Annotated in this window: 19 protein-coding genes; 18 read left to right on the top strand and 1 reads right to left on the bottom strand. The window is 66.7% G+C overall.

Translation table 11 applies throughout. From position 1 onward, the window contains the following. The first annotated feature begins 57 nt into the window (after positions 1–57). The 16 genes from BVC93_RS06245 to BVC93_RS06170 all read left to right on the top strand — a co-directional run bounded on the left by BVC93_RS06245 (position 58) and on the right by BVC93_RS06170 (position 14,935). Positions 58–1,647, top strand: a complete 1,590-nt coding sequence (locus BVC93_RS06245) for an ABC transporter substrate-binding protein (protein WP_083740848.1) — start codon at positions 58–60, stop codon at positions 1,645–1,647. Continuing rightward, positions 1,644–2,597, top strand: a complete 954-nt coding sequence (locus tag BVC93_RS06240) for an ABC transporter permease (protein ID WP_083736405.1) — start codon at positions 1,644–1,646, stop codon at positions 2,595–2,597. Before BVC93_RS06245 ends, BVC93_RS06240 begins: the two co-directional genes overlap by 4 nt. Continuing rightward, a complete protein-coding gene (locus tag BVC93_RS06235; RefSeq protein ID WP_236950264.1) occupies positions 2,594–3,520 on the top strand; it encodes an ABC transporter permease in 927 nt (308 codons plus the stop codon). Before BVC93_RS06240 ends, BVC93_RS06235 begins: the two co-directional genes overlap by 4 nt. Further along, on the top strand, positions 3,520–4,389 hold the full coding sequence (locus tag BVC93_RS06230) for an ABC transporter ATP-binding protein (protein ID WP_083736404.1): 870 nt from the start codon (positions 3,520–3,522) through the stop codon (positions 4,387–4,389). Before BVC93_RS06235 ends, BVC93_RS06230 begins: the two co-directional genes overlap by 1 nt. Beyond that, on the top strand, positions 4,379–5,185 hold the full coding sequence (locus BVC93_RS06225) for an ABC transporter ATP-binding protein (RefSeq protein WP_083736403.1): 807 nt from the start codon (positions 4,379–4,381) through the stop codon (positions 5,183–5,185). Before BVC93_RS06230 ends, BVC93_RS06225 begins: the two co-directional genes overlap by 11 nt. Positions 5,186–5,197: 12 nt before the next feature. Next, positions 5,198–6,559 (top strand): amidase, encoded by a 1,362-nt coding sequence (locus BVC93_RS06220; RefSeq protein WP_083736402.1) that lies wholly within the window; start codon positions 5,198–5,200, stop codon positions 6,557–6,559. Continuing rightward, on the top strand, positions 6,559–6,756 hold the full coding sequence (locus tag BVC93_RS06215) for a hypothetical protein (RefSeq protein ID WP_083736401.1): 198 nt from the start codon (positions 6,559–6,561) through the stop codon (positions 6,754–6,756). The genes BVC93_RS06220 and BVC93_RS06215 overlap by 1 nt, the downstream gene beginning before the upstream one ends. 11 nt (positions 6,757–6,767) lie before the next feature. Continuing rightward, positions 6,768–8,165, top strand: coding sequence for an amidase (locus tag BVC93_RS06210; protein WP_083736400.1), 1,398 nt, complete (start codon positions 6,768–6,770; stop codon positions 8,163–8,165). Continuing rightward, positions 8,165–8,611, top strand: coding sequence for an urease accessory protein UreE (gene ureE / locus BVC93_RS06205; protein WP_083736399.1), 447 nt, complete (start codon positions 8,165–8,167; stop codon positions 8,609–8,611). The genes BVC93_RS06210 and ureE overlap by 1 nt, the downstream gene beginning before the upstream one ends. Continuing rightward, positions 8,604–9,260 carry an urease accessory protein UreF gene (locus BVC93_RS06200; RefSeq protein ID WP_083736398.1) on the top strand — a complete coding sequence of 219 codons (657 nt, stop codon included), beginning with the start codon at positions 8,604–8,606 and terminating at the stop codon, positions 9,258–9,260. Before ureE ends, BVC93_RS06200 begins: the two co-directional genes overlap by 8 nt. 10 nt (positions 9,261–9,270) lie before the next feature. Then, on the top strand, positions 9,271–9,903 hold the full coding sequence (gene ureB / locus BVC93_RS06195) for an urease subunit beta (protein WP_083736397.1): 633 nt from the start codon (positions 9,271–9,273) through the stop codon (positions 9,901–9,903). After that, complete coding sequence (gene ureC / locus BVC93_RS06190; protein ID WP_083736396.1) at positions 9,900–11,606, top strand: urease subunit alpha; 1,707 nt, start codon at positions 9,900–9,902, stop codon at positions 11,604–11,606. Before ureB ends, ureC begins: the two co-directional genes overlap by 4 nt. Further along, the gene (ureG, locus tag BVC93_RS06185) at positions 11,603–12,208 is read left to right on the top strand and encodes an urease accessory protein UreG (RefSeq protein WP_083736395.1); all 606 of its coding nucleotides are present in this window, start codon (positions 11,603–11,605) and stop codon (positions 12,206–12,208) included. The genes ureC and ureG overlap by 4 nt, the downstream gene beginning before the upstream one ends. A 17-nt stretch (positions 12,209–12,225) precedes the next feature. After that, positions 12,226–13,014, top strand: a complete 789-nt coding sequence (locus tag BVC93_RS06180) for an urease accessory protein UreD (protein WP_157517183.1) — start codon at positions 12,226–12,228, stop codon at positions 13,012–13,014. A 99-nt stretch (positions 13,015–13,113) separates the two neighbouring features. Beyond that, positions 13,114–14,100, top strand: coding sequence for a GNAT family N-acetyltransferase (locus BVC93_RS06175; RefSeq protein WP_083736393.1), 987 nt, complete (start codon positions 13,114–13,116; stop codon positions 14,098–14,100). Positions 14,101–14,113: 13 nt separating this feature from the next. After that, positions 14,114–14,935: a shikimate 5-dehydrogenase gene (locus BVC93_RS06170; RefSeq protein ID WP_083736392.1), complete on the top strand. Its 822-nt coding sequence runs from the start codon at positions 14,114–14,116 to the stop codon at positions 14,933–14,935. Here the strand turns inward: BVC93_RS06170 and BVC93_RS06165 are convergent, their stop codons facing one another. Next, positions 14,936–15,640 (bottom strand): LpqN/LpqT family lipoprotein, encoded by a 705-nt coding sequence (locus tag BVC93_RS06165; protein WP_083736391.1) that lies wholly within the window; start codon positions 15,638–15,640, stop codon positions 14,936–14,938. Between the two features lie 91 nt (positions 15,641–15,731). Here BVC93_RS06165 and BVC93_RS06160 point away from each other — a divergent pair, with 91 nt between their 5' ends. After that, complete coding sequence (locus tag BVC93_RS06160) at positions 15,732–16,208, top strand: TspO/MBR family protein (protein WP_083740846.1); 477 nt, start codon at positions 15,732–15,734, stop codon at positions 16,206–16,208. A gap of 27 nt (positions 16,209–16,235) precedes the next feature. Beyond that, the gene (locus BVC93_RS06155) at positions 16,236–16,916 is read left to right on the top strand and encodes a DUF5642 family protein (protein ID WP_083736390.1); all 681 of its coding nucleotides are present in this window, start codon (positions 16,236–16,238) and stop codon (positions 16,914–16,916) included. The last annotated feature ends 4 nt before the right edge of the window (positions 16,917–16,920 follow it).

Genomic DNA, 16,920 nt, shown 5'->3' with positions numbered 1-16,920 from the left:
GTCGACATGGTTAACGTCGACGACGATGACAGCCGAGGCGACCCGGAGGTTGCACGAATGACAGCGAAACGACTACTCGCAGTGGTGGTGATCGTGATGCTCGCGCTCACCGGCTGTTCACGGGGGCCGGTGGAGACCGGGAACATCATGGTGATCGCCATCGAATCCGAGGCTGACATCCTTGATCCGCAGGTGGCGGGCGGTTGGGTGTCGTGGCGGATCAACCGGCAGATCTTCGAGCCGCTGGTGGACCAGGACCTCACCATCCCGTCCAGTGAGGCGACCATTCCGCCGCTCAAGCCCGCGCTGGCCGAGTCCTGGGAGGTGTCCGACGACGGGCTGGACTACACCTTCCACATCCGCCAGGGGGTGCGGTTTCACGACGGAACGCCGCTGAACGCCGAGGCTGTCGAGTACAACATCCGGCGGATGTGGGATGAGGAGGCGCCGCAGTACTCGGCCAGGGCGGCCGGTCAGACCAGCTTCGTGTGGAAGTTCGTCGACTCGGTGGAATCCGCCGACGAATACACCTTGAAAATTCGTCTGACCCAGCCATTTTCGGAGTTCCTGCGAATGCTGACCCAGGGCGGCAACGGTTCGACGGCTATCATGAGCCCGGCTGCGCTGGAGCGCTACGGAGATGACATCGCCGACCATCCGGTGGGCACCGGACCGTTCAAGTTCGTCGAGCGTATCCGTGGTGAGCGGATCGATCTCGCCCGCAACGACGACTACTGGGGCAAGGTGCCCAACATCGACGGCGTGGTGTTCCGGCCGCTACCGGATCCGTCGGCGCGCACCGCGGCGCTGCGCTCCGGCGACGTCGACATGATCGCAGTGCCCAACCCCGACAGCATCGACAACCTGGTCAGCGAGGGATATCAACTGTCGGAGGGTATTCCGCCGCACACCTGGTACCTGTCGTTCAACATGAAGGACCAGTACACCTCCATTCCCGAGGTCCGCAGGGCGATCAACCTGGCTGTCGACCGGGAGGGCATGGCGCGCGATCTCCTCCGCGGCTCCGTCAACCCCGCCTACGGGGTGCAGGCGATGTCCGCCGGCGGGTACGTCGAGCGCCGCGACGTCTACGAGCGCGACCTCGACAAGGCCAGGGAACTGCTGGCGTCGGTGGGACTGGAGAACGGCTTCCAAACCACTCTGATCACGTCGACGGACGGCTCGGGTCAGATCATGCCCGCGCAGATGGCCGAGTTCATCCAGCAGAACCTCGCCGAGATCGGTATCGACGTCAATATCCAGACCCAGGAATGGATCTCATATCTGGGAGTGTGGGCGCGGGGGATGCAAGAGGGGGTCGGCATGGCCCAGATGTCGTGGGGTATGACCAGCCCGTACTGGCTCTACATCGTCACGTCCTCGGAGCTGCAGGCCCCCAACGGCCCCAACGTCGGGTACTACGACAACCCGGCACTGGACGAGGCGATGGACAACGCGATCACCGCGCTGGATCCGGCCGAGGCCGAGCAGTTCTGGAAGCTGGCCAACAACATCGTCAGCGACGACGCCGCGCTGGTGCCCATCGTCAACGACAAGGCTCCGTACATGCTCGCCCCTTATGTCACCGGGTTCGTCTCGGCCAGCGAGGAGTGGTACGACCTGACGGAAGTGAGGCTCGAACAATGACCCGCATGATCGGATCCCGGCTGTTGTCAACACTTCTGGTGTTGTTCGGCGTCAGCCTCGTGGTCTTCTTGCTGCTGCAGATGGTGCCGGGTGACCCCGCCGTCACCATCCTGGGCTCCGGAGCCACCGCGGATGCGGTGGCGGCCCTGCGCACCGAACTGGGGCTGGACCGTGCACTGCCTGTGCAGTTCTTCGACTACCTGGGCGGGCTGCTCCAGGGTGATCTGGGCAGGTCGCTGACTGTCAACGCGCCAGTCACCGACATCATGGTGCCCCGGTTCGCCAACACCTTGATCCTCACCGGCGCTGCTCTGGTGCTGTGCATCGTGATCGCCGTACCGCTGGGGGTGATCGCCGCGCACAAGCAGTACAGCATCTTCGATCGCGCCTCCATGGTGATCTCACTGGCCGGTGCCAGTGTGCCGGTGTACTGGTTCGGCCTGCTGCTGATCGGCGGCTTCGCCGTCACTCTGGGCTGGTTGCCGACCTCCGGTATGTACAACCCGCGATTCCCCGGCGGGCTGCCGGATCTCTTGGCGCACCTCATCCTTCCTGCCATCGCCGCGGCACTGGTGCCGTTGGCCGTGATCGCGCGCATGACCCGCAGCGTCATGGTCGACATCCTGTCGCAGGACTACATCCGCACCCTGCGCGCCTCGGGACTGTCCACCACCTCGGTGTTGTGGCGCCACGGACTGCGCAATGCGCTGCCGCCGATCGTCAACATCATCGGTCTGCAGGTCGGGTATCTGCTCGGTGGTGTGGTGTTCGTGGAAGTGGTGTTCGGCTGGCCGGGGCTCGGCCAGCAGCTCTACACCTCGATCACCCAGCGTGACATCCCGGTGGTGCAGGCCGGGGTGCTGTTCATCGCACTGGCCTTCGTGATCATCAACCTCGTCGCCGACACGGCCGTCGGCCTGCTCGATCCGCGGACCAGGAGGTCAGCATGAGCGCAGTCACTCAGGACGTCGGAGCCGACCCCGCTATCGGAGGTGTCCCACCGGCGACAACACCTGATGCTCCACAACCGCAGTGGCGTTTGGCGATTCGGGCCTTCAGCCGCGACAAGTGGGCGGTGGTCTCGCTGATCGTCTTGGTGGTGGTGGCATTGGCGGCGATCTTCGCCCCACTGCTGACGCCCTACAGCCCGGTGGCCGGCGACCCGGTGAACCGGCTGGCCGGCATCGGAACCGATGGACACCTGCTGGGTCTCGACGGCCAGGGCCGCGACATCTGGACCAGACTGCTCTACGGCGGCCGGAACTCGCTGACGGTCGCGGTGGTCCCGGTGCTGGTGGTCTTCCCACTGGCCTTGATGATCGGGCTGTTCGCCGGCTACCAACGCAGCCGCGCCGGTGAGGTGCTGATGCGGGTCCTCGACGTGCTGTTCGCCTTTCCCCTGGTGCTGCTGGCCATCGCGCTGTCCGCCGTGCTCGGGGCGGGCCTGGGCAACGTGATGCTCGCGATCGGGATCACGCTGGTCCCGTACATGGCCCGCGTCGCCTACACCGCGACGGTGCAGGAGTCGTCCAAGGACTACGTGGAGGCGGCCCGCGCCTATGGGGCCAACCCGCTGCTGTTGATGTTCCGCGAACTGATGCCCAATGTGGTGGTGCAGCTGCTGGTCTACGCAACCACGTTGTGTGGCTTGATGATCGTGGTGGCCTCGGGTCTGAGCTTCCTGGGCGTCGGCGTCATCCCGCCCACTCCTGACTGGGGCATCATGACCGCCGACGGCAAGAACGTGCTCTTGGAAGGCATCTACCACGTCGCGACCATCCCCGGGCTGCTGATCCTGGTGGTGTCGTTGGCGTTCAACCTGATCGGCGACGGGGTGCGCGACGCGCTGGACCCCAGGAAGCAGACCAGCTGATGAAGAACATCCTGGACGTGAAAAACCTCTCCGTCGACTTTCACACCGACGGCGGTGTGGTGCACGCGGTCAAGAACGTGAACATCTCGGTGCGCGAGGGCGGCATCCTCGGGCTGGTCGGCGAATCCGGATCGGGCAAGTCGGTGACGTCGCTGGCCGTGCTGCGGTTGCTGGGAACCTCGCGGGCCAAGATCACCAGCGGTGAGATCCTGTTCCGCGGGGAGAACCTGCTGGACAAGACCGACAAACAGATGCGGGCCATCCGCGGCCCGCACATCGGCCTGGTTTCGCAGAACGCGCTGTCGGCGCTGGACCCGTCCTTCACCGTCGGCGCCCAGCTGATGGAAGTGATCCGGCTGCACCAGGGTGTGGACAAGTCCACCGCCAGAGCCAAAGCGCTCGAAGTGCTGGAACTGGTGGCCGTTCCGGAGCCGAAGCGGCGGATGAAGGCCTACCCGCATGAACTCTCCGGTGGCCAGCGCCAGCGGGTGGTGATCGCAATCGCCCTGTCCTGCCGGCCGGAACTGCTGTTGGCCGACGAACCGACCACCGCGCTGGACGCGACCGTGCAGAAGCAGATCCTGAATCTTCTCCTGGACATCAACCGTGAGTTGGGTACCTCGATCCTGTTGGTCACCCACGACTTCGGCGTCGTCGCCCATGTCTGCACCGACGTCACGGTGATGCGTCGCGGTGACGTCCTGGAGACGGGCACCGTGGATCAGGTGCTCACCAAACCGGAGCATCCCTACACGCAGGGCCTGATGCGGGCGGTGCCCCGGCTGCACCTCGACGCCTCCGCCCGCAAGATCCCGCGCGCAGAGCGCCGGCTTTTCGAGTTCCGAGGGGAGACACAACATGTCGCTTGACAATCGTCTGGTGCGGGTCAAGGACCTCACGAAGGTCTTCTCGGTGCGCGGTGAGGACGGCAAGCGCTCCGAGTTCGTGGCCGTCGACTCGATGAGCTTCACCATCACCCACGGTGAGACCTTCGGCCTGATCGGCGAATCCGGTTCCGGCAAGACCACCACCGGACGCATGGTGATGGGGCTGGAGAAGGCCACCTCGGGTTCGGTGACGTTCGACGGGAACGAACTCGTCGGATTGTCCGATCTCGCCATGCGCCGCTACCGCAAACGGATCCAGATGGTGTTCCAGGATTCCGGTTCGGCATTCAACCCGCGTCGCAGCGTGGGCGCGCAGATCGCATACCCGCTCAGGCTGTTCCGCACCTGCTCGGCCGCCGAAGCACGGACCAGGACACTGGAGCTGCTGGACCGGGTGGGGATGCTGCCGTCACACTACGACCGCTACATCCACGAGTTCTCCGGCGGCCAGCGTCAGCGCTTGGGCATCGCCAGGGCACTGATCACCGACCCGGACTTCGTGGTGCTGGACGAGCCGACGGCCGCGCTGGATGTGTCGGTGCAGGCGCAGATCCTGAACCTGCTCAAAGACCTTCAGCGTGAACGGAAGTTGACCATGCTGCTGATCACACACAACTTGGCGCTCGTCGAGCACATGTGTGAACACGCAGGAGTGCTCGACCACGGCAAGCTGGTGGAGTCGGGTCCGGTGGATCAGCTGCTGACCACTCCGGGTACCGACATCACCCGCAAACTCGTCGACGCCGTGCTGGAACCCGTTCTGGCAGTGGCGAACTGATAAGGAGCGATCATGACCGACACACTGCTGGACACCACCGCCGCCGACCCGGTCGAATCGGTGCGTGCCGCGCTGGCCCGGATCGCGGCCACCGAGGACAAGATCCAGGCCTTCGCCGCTGTCTTCGCCGACGAGGCGCTGGCCGTGGCGCAGCAGCAGAACGACCGGGGAGCCACCGGATCCCTGGCAGGTCTTCCGGTGGTGGTCAAGGACATCTACGACGTCGGTGGCTACCGCACCGGCAACGGATCGCTGGGAGCCCCCGAGCATCTGGCAGCCACAGATTCCGAAGCGGTCCGGCGGCTGCGGGCAGCGGGGGCCATCATCCTGGGCAAGACCACCACCCACGAGTACGCCTACGGCGTCAACACCCCGCCGACCCGCAACCCATGGTCACTGGACCGCATTCCCGGCGGTTCCAGCGGCGGAACCGGAGCTGCCGTCGCGGCAGGAGTCGTCACCAGCGGGCTGGGTACCGACACCGGTGGATCCATCCGTATCCCGGCTGCACTGTGCGGTGTCGTCGGGCACAAACCGACCTACGGCATGGTGAGCCGACGCGGCGTCAGCGCCCTGAGCTCCACCCTGGACCACGCCGGGCCGCTGGGCCGCACCGTCGACGACGCGGTGGCCCTGCTGGAGGTCATCGCCGGACACGACCCGGCCGATCCCTACAGCAGCGCCGCCGCGGTACCCGACTTCCGCGCCGAATTCGACCGCGGACTGGCGGGTCTGACCATCGGTGTGGCCGAGCCCTACTTCTGCGATCGGCTGGATCCCGACGTGGCGGAGGTCTTCGAGGCCGCGGTGCGGACGCTGGAATCTGCCGGCGCCACCATCCGGGCCGTCGAATTCGGCGACGTGGAGCTGAGCTCCGATGTGGTGAAGGTGGTCTGCGGGGTCGAGGCCGCCGCCTGGCACGCCCTGCAGACCGGGATGAGCCGAGACAAGTTCGGTGCCGACGTGCAGGACGCTCTCGCCGTGGGCGCGGCGTACAGCGGCGTCGACTATCTGGAAGGACTGCGGGGCCGGGCCGCCGTGATCGCAGGGATGTCGGCGATGTTCGACACCGGCATCGACCTGCTGGTGTCGGCGACGATCCCGATGACCGCGCCGCCCTACGGAGCCACCGACGTGCCGTTCGGTGGGCAGAGCACACCGATCCTGTGGGCGGTCAATGCCCTGACCGTCCCGGCCAACGTCACCGGTATGCCCGCGCTGACCGTGCCCGCGGGCTTTGGCGCCGACGGGCTGCCGGTCGGCCTGCAACTGATGGGCAGGCCGGGATCGGACCCGGGCGTGCTGGGCGCCGGCCGTGCCTTCGAAGCACTCGTAGGACTTGCAGATGCCGTACCCGATCTCAAGGAGAAATGATGTCCGACAATGAGTTCACGCCGTCGCTCGACGATGTGGCCGCTGTGTTCGCCTATGCCGAACTACCCGTTGCAGCGGAGCGGCTGGCCGAGAACCACGAGACCTACACCTCGACACTGGCGCTGATCCGCAAGGCGTCCACCCCCGGGCTCGGCGAGACCGTGCCTGCCGTCGGCTTCAAGGCCAGCTGGGACTGAAAGGCAAACACATGGAACTGTACGAACTCCCGCTCGTGGACGTCGCCGCCAAGATCGAAGCCAAGGAGGTGTCGCCGGTCGAGGTCACACAGTCGGCGCTGGACCGCCTGGCCGCCACCGAGCCGCTGTTGACGGCGTTTGTCACCGTCACCGCAGACCTGGCACTGGAGCAGGCGAGGCTCGCCGAGAAGGAGATCGCCGCCGGCAACTACCGCGGGCCGCTGCACGGCATCCCGCTGGCGGTCAAAGACCTCTACAACACCGCGGGCGTGCTCACCACCTCGAGCTCGGAGCAGCGCGCGAACTACGTTCCCGACACCGACTCGGCGTCGGTGGCCAGGCTGTACGACGCCGGGATGATCCTGATCGGTAAGACTCACACCCACGAGTTCGCTTACGGGGCAACCACTCCCACCACCGGAAACCCGTGGGCGCCGGACCGCACGCCCGGCGGTTCCAGCGGCGGTTCAGGTGCCGCAGTGGGGGCGGGTGTGGTGCACGTGGCGCTCGGCAGTGACACCGGCGGGTCCATTCGCATCCCCGCATCGCTGTGCGGCACCGTTGGGCTGAAGCCGACCTACGGCCGGGCTTCCCGTGTGGGCGTGGCGTCATTGTCGTGGTCGCTGGATCACGTCGGTCCGTTGAGTCGCAACGTGACCGACTCGGCCCTGGTGATGTCGGCGATGTCCGGATACGACCGCCGTGACCCGGCCTGTGTCGACACCCCGGTGCCGGACATGGTGAGTGGGATCGCCGCCGGTGTTGCGGGCAAGAAGATCGGCATTCCGGTCAACTACTACAACGAGCAGCTGGACCCCGAGGTCGCCGCGGCTGCCGAGTCCGCAGCCGCCACCCTGGCCGGCCTGGGTGCTGAACTGGTGGAGGTCACCATTCCGCTGGCCGAGCACATCATCTCGACCGAGTGGGCCATCATGATGCCCGAGGCCGCCGCCTATCACCAGGATTACCTGCGCAATTCGCCGGAGAAGTTCACCGACGAGGTGCGCACCCTGTTGGAGACCGGCGCTGCGGAACTGGCCACCGATTACGTCAACGCGTTGCGACTGCGCACCCTGATCCAAGCGGCCTGGAAGGACATGTTCGACTCGATCGACGTTCTGCTGGCGCCGACGCTGGTGGCTCCCGCCACGCTGCGGTCGGACCCGTTCATCACCTGGCCCGACGGCAGCAAGGAGGCCGCCACCCCGGCCTACGTCCGGTATTCGGCACCGGCCAACGTCACCGGGTTGCCGTCGCTGTCGGTGCCCGCCGCGTTCACCGCTGCCGGGCTGCCGGTCGGGGTGCAGATACTCGGAAAGCCCTTCGCAGAACCGGAAATCCTCCAGGTCGGGTTCGCACTGGAGCAGAACACCGACGTGGTCGGCAAGATCGCCCCCGTGGCGGCTTGATGGCACTGCAGGTTCTGGATCGCATCGTCGGCTGGGCAGGAGATCGTGCGGTCGAGGAGCACCTGCACGAGCTGCGGCATCAGCATGCCGTGGAGTACGTGCACCTCGACGTCCACGATCTGGATCGCAGACGGTTGCGGGTGACCTCCGATGCCGGGACCGACTATGCGGTGGTACTGCCGCGCGACAGCGAATTGGCCGACGGTGCGGTGCTGTTGCTGGAATCAGACCGCGCCGTGGTGGTGCGGGCCGGCGCACCGCAGACACTGACCCTGCGGGCGACGGACCTGTCCGCCGCGCTACGCCTGGGATTCCTGGCCGGGCACCTGCACTGGAAGGTCGACCAGCACGACGACGTCCTGGTGGTTCACCTGGAAGCGCCGGAAGCCGATTACCTGGCCCGGGTCCGCGAGCTGGTGGACAGCGGCCGGGTGTCACATGGCTGACCTGGGGCAGCTGCTGTCGGCAATTCGTTTTGCCGACAGTGCGTTTCCATCGGGCGGTTTCGCGTTCTCGTCGGGACTGGAGGGCTCACACCGCGACGGCCTGGTGGCTGACGAAGCCGACGTCGCGGGGTTTGCCGCCGAGGCACTGGAGGGCCGCTGGCATCAGTGCGACCGGGTGCTGATGCGCCGGGCATGGGCGATGGGCGCCGTGGACGAGGCCGACGAACTGGCTGAAGCGCTGGCCGTCATGTCGGTGCTGCGCCTGGCGTCGCGGCGCGCCGGGGCAGCCACCCTGGGTACGTTCGCCGCGGTGCTCGACGGGGTCGCCGAGTACCGGTCTCGGGTCCTGGCGGGCACCACCCCGGGCCATCTGCCGGTGGCGCAGGCCGTCTGTTTCCGGGCTGCCGGGCTGACTCTGGAGACGGCCGAGGCGGTTGCTGCTTGGCAGGTACTCTCCGGAATCACCGGTGCAGCAGTGCGTCTCGGCATCATCGGACACCTCGGAGCGCAACGGGTCACCTCGGCCTCGACACCGGTGATGCTGGACTTGTTGCGCCGGGAACCGCGCCGGGAACCGGCGATGTTCACCGCTTTTGCCGACATCGCCGCCCAGCGCCGCGGTGACGGCACCCGGTTGTTCGCGAGCTGAAGGAGATTGTGTGAACCTGACTCCCACCGAGATCGAGCGGCTGACCCTGTTCAGTGCCGCCGAACTGGCCCGACGCAATCTGCGTGAGGGCATCCTGCTCAGCCACCCCGAGGCGGTGGCGCTACTGGTCGATGAGGTACTGCTGGATGCCCGCAAGAACCTGCCCTACGACCAGGTGATCGATCGGGCATGCGGTTTGCTCGCAGCACACCAGTGTGAGCCGGGTGTGCCGGAGCTGGTGCGCATCCTGACCGTTGACGCTCCATTTGCCGACGGCACCAAGCTGGTGACGCTGATCGATCCGATCCCATTGGGAGAAGGCGATATCCAGCCAGGGGAGATCCTGGTGGGGCCGGAGCCCGTCGAGCTGTTCCCGGGAGTCGAGCGGCTGTCGCTGACCGTGATCAACCGGGGTGACCGCGACATCCAGGTCCGCAGTCAGTCCCACTTCTTCGAGACCAACGCCGCGCTGGAATTCGACCGCCGCGCGGCGTGGGGGTACAAACTGGACATCGCGTCCGGCGCGGGGGTGCGCTTCGAGCCAGGAATTCCGGTGGACGTCCAGCTGGTGCCGATGGCGGGCAACCGGGTGATCCACGGCTTCTCAGGAGCGGTCAATGGTGCGCTGGACGGTGTTTCATGACGTCTATCGACCGGCGCGCCTATGCACGGGTGTTCGGTCCCACCACCGGTGACCGGGTGCGGCTGGCCGACTCCGACCTGTTTGTCGAGGTGGAACAGGACCTCACCATTCCCGGCTATGAACTGCTCAGCGGCGCAGGAAAGTCGGTGCGCGACGGCGAGGGCTACCGACCCGCCACCAAGGTGTCCGACGGCGCACTGGATCACGTCATCATGAACGCGCTGATCATCGACGCGAAGGCGGGGATCATCAAGGCGGACATCGGCATTCGCGCCGGTCGGATCGTCGGTATCGGCAAGGCGGGCAACCCGGACACCATGCCCGGTGTGACCGAGGGCATGGTGGTGGGCACGGCCACCACACCCATCCCCGCCGAAGGCATGATCGTCACCGCAGGTGCGATCGAGACCCACGCCCATCTGATCTCCCCGCAGCAGACCGAACACGCCCTGTCCACCGGCACCACCACCCTGATCGGCGGGTCGCTGGGCCCCACCTTCGAGGTGGCCACCGGCGGGCCGCGCAATCTCGGGTTGTTCCTCAAAGCCGGTGAGTACACGCCGATGAACTATGTGCCGTTCGGCCGCGGCTCCTCGGACCCTGCGGCGGTGCTGGAGATGGTTGCCGCAGGTGCCGGCGCGGTGAAGATCCACGAGGACTTCGGGGCCTCACCGGCGATCATCGACAAGACCCTGGTGGCAGCCGATTCCGCCGACTTCGCCGTGCATCTGCACACCGACTCCATCAACGAGTTCGGTTTCTCCGAGACCACCATGGACACCATCGGCGACCGAACCATCCACCTCTATCACATCGAAGGTGCCGGTGGCGGGCATGCGCCGGACCTGATCCGCTGTGTCAGCTTCCCCAACGTCATCCCCGGCACCACCAACCCGACCAACCCGTACACCCTCGGTGGACTCGACGAGGGTGTGCCGATGACCATGCTGGCGCACTTGATGAACTGGGAGGCCCCGGAGGACATCGCGTTCGCCGAAGCGCGGATCCGGCCTCAGACCATGGTCGCCGAGGACTTCCTGCACGATATGGGAGCCATCTCCATCTTCGGCAGCGACACCCAGGGCATGGGGCGGGTGGCCGAGAACATCGCCAACTGCTGGCAACTGGCGCACGTGATGAAACAGCGGGTGGGCCGGCTGCCCGAAGAGACCACCGTCGCCGCCGACAACGAGCGTGTCAAACGCTACATCGCGAAACTGACCATCAATCCGGCGATCTCGGTGGGCGTGGACACGCACATCGGGTCGGTGGAAGTGGGCAAGGTTGCCGATCTGGTGATCTGGCAGCCCGCGTTCTTCGGAGTGAAGCCGCGCGCGGTGTTCAAGAACGGGTTCATCGCGTGGGCGGCGCTGGGCGATGCCGCCGGCTCCATCTCGTCGTCGGAGCCGGTGATCCAGCGGCCCAACTGGGGTGCTCTCGGAGACGCGGCGGCCGAGTTGGGCTTCGTGTTCATGTCCTCACTGGCCGTGGATGCCGGTGTGCCGCAACAGTTGGGGCTGCGCAAGAACGTGCTGCCCATCAGCTCGGTGCGCGGGCTGCGCAAGTCCGACATGGTGCGCAACAGTGCACTGCCGCAGGTGGAGGTGGATCCGCGCACCTTCGATGTGTATGCCGACGGCACCCTGCTCACCGCGGAAGCCCCGGCAACTCTGCCTTTTTCGAGGAAGTTCATGCTGCGATGACGGCTGCGCGCATCGGTATCGGAGGGCCTGTCGGGTCTGGAAAGACCGCGCTGGTGGAGGCCCTGCTCGCCGGCTTCGCCCAGCGCGGCCGGGTGGTGTCGGTGATCACCAACGACCTGGTGACCGCCGAGGACGCCGAGCGGGTTCGCCGCTCTGGCCTGATAGACCCGAGACGGGTGCGGGCTGTGGAAGCCGGAGGCTGCCCGCACACCGTGATTCGTGAGGACCCGTCGCTGAACATGGCGGCCGCCGACGAGTTGGAGAGCGAGTTCCCCGACACCGAGCTGATCCTGCTGGAATCCGGTGGCGACAATCTGGCGTCGACGTTCTCGCGGGATCTGGTGGACTACTGGCTGTTCGTCATCGACACCGCGGGCGGCGACGATATCCCACGCAAGCGCGGCCCAGGTGTCCTTCGCTGTGATCTGTTGGTGGTCAACAAGATCGACCTGGCACCGTACGTGGGAGTGGATCTGCAGCTGATGCTCAAGGAGGCCGATGACGTCCGCGGCGGCCGACCGGTGGTGGCGATCAGCGCCCGCGGTGGTGCCGGCGTGGACGCCGTGATGGACGTGCTGGAATCCGAGGTGCTGTTCGTGTGAGCGTCGCGCTGGATCTGATGTTCGCCGACGTGGGCGGGCGAACCAGACTGACCAGACGGCGCCACCGCTGGCCACTGCTGGTCGGCAGGGTCTTCCCCGACAGCGCTGATCCGAAACTCGGGTCGGTGACCGTCCAGAACGCCGCGGGCACGCTGATCCCCGGTGACGTTGTGGCCCAACACATCGCGGTGGTCGACGGAGGCAGCGCATGGGTGCGTGGGCAGGGCGCCACCACCGTCAGCGGCATACCCGGCGGTGCTGTGGCGGCCGAGCGCACCGATCTTCGTGTCGGCGCCGCGAGCCGGCTGGTGTTCGACCCAGCACCCCGCATCCTCACCCCGTATGCCCGCTACCTTCAGCGCACCCGGGTCTGCGTCGATCCCGGGGGCCAGGCGGTGCTGGTCGACGCCGTGGTGTTGCATCCCGACCTGGACGCGGAGGTGTTCGGCGGATATGACTCCGAGGTCCGCATCGAGTCATCCGATCAAGTGTTGCTGGCTCTGGACGCGCAACTGCTGGAGTCGTTTCCGCGGACCTGCCGGGCGCCAACGGCCTTCGCCACGGTGTACGTCCTCGGGTGTGGGGCCGTCGGGGACATGGAATCGCTGAGCGTGCTCGGCGGAGATCGCCGGGTGTACGTCGCGACCACCGAACTGCCGAACGCCGCGGGTTGGGCGGTCCGGATTGCCGCATGGGACGGAGGCACCCTGCGCAAAGTCGTCAGCAGGGCACTGGACTCGGTGGATTTGTCATCGGAGCGGTGCCGCTGCCGGCCGTCGAGTCCGGCGGTCACGTCACAGGAGTAGATCGTCACGACCACGGGGTGACTGTTCGCTGCGCCTCAACCGCCCCGAAGCACGCCCGGACTCCGGTAACGTCGGCCGCATCGCAGAGAACGGAACGATGTGGCCGAACGACTAGTCGAGCGCGCAAGCGATCTTGCGGCACTCACCGTGTTCGCAGACTGCTTCGGTGCCGACCTGTATCCGCTGGCCCGCGAGCTGACGCCGATCACCGCGGGCGCCGGCGAGACTCTGATGACCCAGGGGGACCCGGCCGATTTCTTCCTGATCATCCACACGGGCCGTGTCGAGGTGAGCCACAGCAGCGAGGACGGACACTCTTTCGTGACCGACGTCGCGCCAGGCCGCATCGTCGGTGAGATCGCGTTGCTGCGCCACTCTCCGCGCACGGCCACGGTCACCGCCTTGGAAGACCTGACCGGGTGGGTGGGCGGCGATGACGCCTTCGATGAGCTGATCGAACTACCCGGCGTGCTGGCGCTGCTGATCCGCACCGCCCGGCAGCGCTTGGCGGCATTCATCACCCCGGTGCCGTTGAACCTTGCCGACGGCACCCGGCTGCTGGTGCGTCCGGTGCTGCCCGGCGACAGCGAGCGCACCACCAACGGTCCCGTGGAGTTCTCCAGCGAGACGCTCTACCGGCGGTTCCAGTCGCCGCGGGCACCGACACCCAGCCTGATGCGCTACCTCTTCGAGGTGGATTACGTGGACCATTTCGTCTGGGTGGTCACCACCGAATCGGGAGACGTGGTGGCCGACGCCCGGTACGTGCGCGACGAACGTGACAACAGCACCGCCGAGATCGCCTTCACTGTCGGCGACGAGTACCAGGGCCGCGGGATCGGCACCTATCTGATGGGAGCCCTGACAGTGGCAGCCCACGTTGCCGGAGTGAAGACCTTCTCGGGTCGGGTGCTGTCGGAGAACCGAGCGATGCGCTCCATCTTCAACCACGCCGGCGCCCGCTGGGAGCGAGAGGATCTGGGTATCGTCACCACCGTCGTCAACGTGCCCAGCACGGTACCGTTCGGTCCCGAGACCGAGAAGCGCATCGAAAACGTTGCGCGCCAGATGATCCGGGCGTTGTAGAGCAGGAGTCCAGATGACCAGACCGCCGTTGTCCAAGGACACCACGCTGTGCATCTCGCTGGCCGCCAGACCCAGCAACATCGGCACCAGATTCCACAACTACCTGTACGACCAGTTGGGTCTCGACTTCCTCTACAAGGCGTTCACCACCACCGACATCGTCGCGGCCATCGGCGGCGTGCGGGCTCTCGGAATCCGCGGATGTTCGGTGTCCATGCCGTTCAAACAGGACGTGCTCGCTCTCGTCGACCACGTGGAGGACTCGGCGCGGGTGATCAACTCGGTGAACACCATCGTCAACGACGACGGTGTGCTGACCGCAGCCAATACCGACTACCTGGCCATCGAGCAACTGATCAACAGCCACCACCTCGATCCCGCGCAGTCGGTGCTGATCCACGGCAGCGGTGGCATGGCCAGCGCCGTGGCTTCAGCGTTCCGAGACAACGGCTTTCACCACGGCACCGTGGTGGCACGCAACCCGACCGCCGGCCCCGAGCTGGCCGAAAGGCTCGGCTACCACTGGCGTCCGCACGTCGGCGGTGCGGAGGCCTCGATCATCGTCAACGTCACGCCCGTGGGCATGGCCGGCGCACCCGAGGAACGCGACTGCCCGTTCGGTGCCGAGACGATCGCCGCGGCCGACACCGTGTTCGACGTCGTGGCACTGCCGTCGGAGACGCCGCTGATCGTCGCTGCCCGCTCGGCGGGCAAGCAGGTGATCACCGGTGCAGAGGTGATCGCGCTGCAGGCCGCCGAGCAGTTCGCGCGATACACCGGGGTGCGCCCGTCGCCCGACCTGGTGGCGGAGGCGTCCAGGATCTCGCGCGCCTGACTACTCGAACGTGATGGTGGTCTGTTCGTCGATCACCTGCGTCGCGTTGCCCAGCACCGGCGCCTCCTGCTCATCGGAGTAGGCGTTGAGCTGCAACACGTACACACCGTCGTCGGCGGGGATCACCACGGTCTTCTGCGCGATCATGCCCTTGCGGCCGTCGATCGCATACGCGCCGGCGATCTGGAAGGCGTCGAAACCGCTGAGCTGGTTGCGCGTGCCCGGGTTCATCGGCTGCCACCCGGGCATGTTCTCCAGCTCGCCCGGCGCGTAGTCGAGGATGGCCTGCGGGTCGACGTCGCCGGTGAGTTTGGACATCAGGGCCAGAATGCGCGGCGGGTTCGCCGGCACGGCGGTGCCGGTGAACACGATGGCACCGAACGGCGCCTCCGGGATGTTGTCGCGCTGTTGCCAGCCGGGCGGCACCGGCATGTTCACCACCGGCACACCCGGGTCACCGCGCTTGACCGTCGATTCCTGGATTCCGTTGGAGACGATGTAGTCCTGGATGGTCTCGTTAGGTCCTGCGGGTGCAGCCGGTTCGGTGGACTCCGCGGCTGCCGAGGTGGACTCCGCCGTGGACTCTTCTGCGCTGCTGCTGGATGAGGTGGCCTCGGTCGACGAATCCGAGCCGCAGCCCACGAGGGCCAGGCCGAGTGCGAGCGCGGTCACGCCCGCACCTGCGACGGAGGTGAACTTCTTCATCGGTGTGGTCTCCTTCGAGCTGGTTCTCCCCGGGAAGCCTACGGTGGGCAAAGCCGGCTCGTCGGTATTGCGGCGGACTACCGTCGAGAACATGCCGTCACGCACTCTCATCGCCACCGGATTGGGCACTGCCGCCGCCGCAGTGATCGGAAGCGTCGCCAGCAAGGCGGGCGTCGAAACCTGGTACCCGACGTTGCGCAAGCCCAGGTACGTACCGCCAAACGGGGTCTTCCCCGTGGCGTGGACGTCGCTCTACACCGATATCGCGGTCACCTCGGCGGCCACCATCGACAAGCTCCGCACGCAGGATCCGGCATCGGTGTCGGGGTACACCGCCGCCCTCGGCGTGAATCTGGTGCTCAACGCCGGCTGGAGCTGGCTGTTCTTCAAGGCACACAAACTGGGTCCGTCGGCGGTCGCGGCCGGTGCCCTTACCGTCAGCAGCGCTGATCTGGCCAGGCGGACAGCAAAGGTGAATTCGTCGGCCGGGCTGGCACTGGCGCCGTACCCGCTGTGGTGCGCGTTCGCCACGGTGATGTCGACCGACATCTGGCGCCTCAACCGCTGACTGCTGCGCCTGTGGTAGTAAGGGCCGGTGCGGTCACTGGCGCTGGTCGTCCTGGCGGTGACTGTGCTGGGCGGATGCGCTCAGGTGGCCGAGACACCTCCCGACCAGACCACTTCGGCGACCTCCGTGCAGGCACGAGGCGCCACCGTCGACCCTGAGCGGATCCGACGGATCCGCCCCGAACTTCCCGAGGGTTACGAAGTCGCCGATGTCGGCGGGTACGCCTCGTCACCGGTGGCGTTCTGGGGCTTCGGACGAGGCTGGACGGCCGAACCGCCGCAGTGCGCGGCTCTGGTGGACCCGGCGCCCGACGGACCCGCAATCGGGGTGTCGGGATCGGGTGCCGGCGGGATCGTCTACGTGGTGGTGGTGACGGGCCCGCCGCGTCCGCAGGCGGGGCTGGACCCGGTGCTGCTCGGCGGGTGCGGTCGGTGGTCGATGGCCTACGGGGCGTCGACGGCCGAGGTCAGCCTGCTCGACGCACCGGTGATCGACGGCGCCGCAACCGTGGGCACCGCGGCGACCATTCGGGCCAGGGTGGAGTCCGGCAACGAAACTGATTCGCGCGCTGACACATTCATGGCGCTGGTGGACCAGTATGCGGTTTTCGTGACGCTGGTCACGGATCCGGGGGCGGTGGATCCGCCGCTGCCACCCCAGTACGCCAGTGACCTGCTGGTGACGACGGTCGACACTCTGCGTGGGTAGATTG

Origin of the sequence: Mycobacterium sp. MS1601 (assembly GCF_001984215.1) — a bacterium.
Lineage (GTDB): Bacteria > Actinomycetota > Actinomycetes > Mycobacteriales > Mycobacteriaceae > Mycobacterium.
The sequence above is the reverse complement of the archived record's forward strand: the minus strand, read 5'-3'. Positions and strand labels throughout refer to the sequence as shown.